The following is a 1627-nucleotide window of genomic DNA, read 5'->3' on the forward strand; positions in this document are numbered from 1 at the left end:
CACCCCCCCGGGCCTGCCGGGCGGGTGGCGGTGTCATGAGCGCCCCCGCCGCTCGCGGGAGGTGACGGCGCGTCGGTCAGCGGAACGCCGGGGCGTTGCGCCGCGCCCAGTCGGCGAACGGCGTCGCCGGGCGGCCGAGCAGCCCGGGCAGGTCGGCGCCGACGCGCTGCTCCTCCTCGGTGGGCTCCCCGAGCACGTCCAGGGTGCCCTCGACGACCGGCACGGGCATGAGCCGGGCCAGCTGCTCGTGCGCCTCCTGCCGGCTCTGCTCCTCGAAGCGCACCGGCGTGCCGAGCGCCTCGGCGAGGGCGGCGGCCCGCTGGCGCGGGGTGGTCGGCTCGGGGCCGGTCAGCACGTAGGTCGCGCCGCGGTGGCCGTCCCCGCGCAGTACGACGGCGGCCGCGGCGGCGACGTCGTCGGGATCAACGAAGGGCAGCCCGACGTCCCCGAACGGGGCCGGCGCGACGCCGGACGCCCGCACCGGGCCGACCCAGGCGAAGGCGTTGGAGGCCAGCCCGCCCGAGCGCAGCACCGTCCAGTCCAGCCCCGAGGCGGCGACGGCCGCCTCGAAGCCGGCCGCGTGGCGGTACGCCCGGGGCCGGGTCCCCACGCCCTGCGAGGAGAGCAGGACGACCTTCCGGACCCCGGCCGCGCGCGCCCGGGCCGTGATGCCCCCGGGGTCGTCCCCGGCGACCAGCAGGAAGAGCGCGTCCGCGCCGTGCAGGGCGCTCTCCAGGCTCTGCGGCTCGGCCAGGTCGGCGGCCACCGCCCGCACCCCGGCCGGGACGTCCGCGTCGGTGATGTGCCGGGCGACGGCGGTCACCGCCTCGCCCGCCTCGTGCAGCCGGCGGACCAGGGACCGTCCGACGTTCCCGGTGGCACCCGTGACGACGATCATGCTTGTCACTCCTGTGAGTTAGTTGGCTGACTCAGTTCGATGCGATGACGCTAGCACGCCGCCCGGGGCGGTTGTCTATAGTGAGTCGGGTGACTGACTCAACGATGGCGCCGACACCCTCCGCAGGCCGTGCCCGGGGCGCCGACAAGCGCCGCCGGCTCGCGGCCGCCGCCGCCAAGGTGCTGCACGAGCAGGGGGCCGAGCGCACCACGCTGGCCGACATCGCCGGCGCGGCCGAGGTGCCCGTCGGGAACGTCTACTACTACTTCAAGACCAAGGACGACCTCGTCCGTGCCGCCCTGACCGAGCACGAGGCGCACCTGGACGCGCTGACCGCCGGGCTGGAGGAGCTGCCGGACCCGCGCGAGCGCCTCAAGGCGCTGGTCGGGGCCTGGGTGGAGCGGCGCGACGTCGCCGCCCGGTACGGCTGCCCCACCGGGACGCTCGCCGCCGAGCTCGACAAGCGCGCCGACGGCGATCTCGACGTGGCGGCCGGCAGGGTGCTGCGCCGCCTGCTCGACTGGAGCGCCGACCAGTTCCGCCTGCTCGGGGCCGCGCACCCCGACGACCTCGCCACCACGCTCGTCGCCGGCTACCAGGGCATGTCGCTGCTCGCCAACGCCCTGCGCGACCCCGGCATCATGACCCGGGAGGGCGCCCGCCTCCAGGAGTGGATCGACTCCGTCGCCCGGCCGTAGGCCCGGCCCGCCGCCGCACGCGAGAGGGCCC

The 1627-nt window shown here is 76.9% G+C and carries 2 protein-coding genes; one reads left to right on the plus strand and one right to left on the minus strand.

All coding sequences use genetic code 11. The annotated features are described in order from the left end of the window. Positions 1-76 precede the first annotated feature (76 nt). Positions 77-898: an SDR family oxidoreductase gene (locus ACFV0G_RS22220; protein ID WP_380550464.1), complete on the minus strand. Its 822-nt coding sequence runs from the start codon at positions 896-898 to the stop codon at positions 77-79. A gap of 104 nt (positions 899-1002) precedes the next feature. Between ACFV0G_RS22220 and ACFV0G_RS22225 the strand changes: the two genes are divergently transcribed. Beyond that, complete coding sequence (locus ACFV0G_RS22225) at positions 1003-1596, plus strand: TetR/AcrR family transcriptional regulator (RefSeq protein ID WP_380550470.1); 594 nt, start codon at positions 1003-1005, stop codon at positions 1594-1596. Positions 1597-1627 lie beyond the last annotated feature (31 nt).

The sequence above is a fragment of the Kitasatospora sp. NPDC059571 genome (genome assembly GCF_042735675.1).
GTDB lineage: Bacteria > Actinomycetota > Actinomycetes > Streptomycetales > Streptomycetaceae > Kitasatospora.

Excerpts from the sequence above, each read along its gene's own strand:
- ACFV0G_RS22220 (WP_380550464.1), bottom strand. The coding sequence starts at position 898 with ATGATCGTCGTCACGGGTGCCACCGGGAACGTCGGACGGTCCCTGGTC.
- ACFV0G_RS22225 (WP_380550470.1), top strand. The coding sequence starts at position 1,003 with ATGGCGCCGACACCCTCCGCAGGCCGTGCCCGGGGCGCCGACAAGCGC.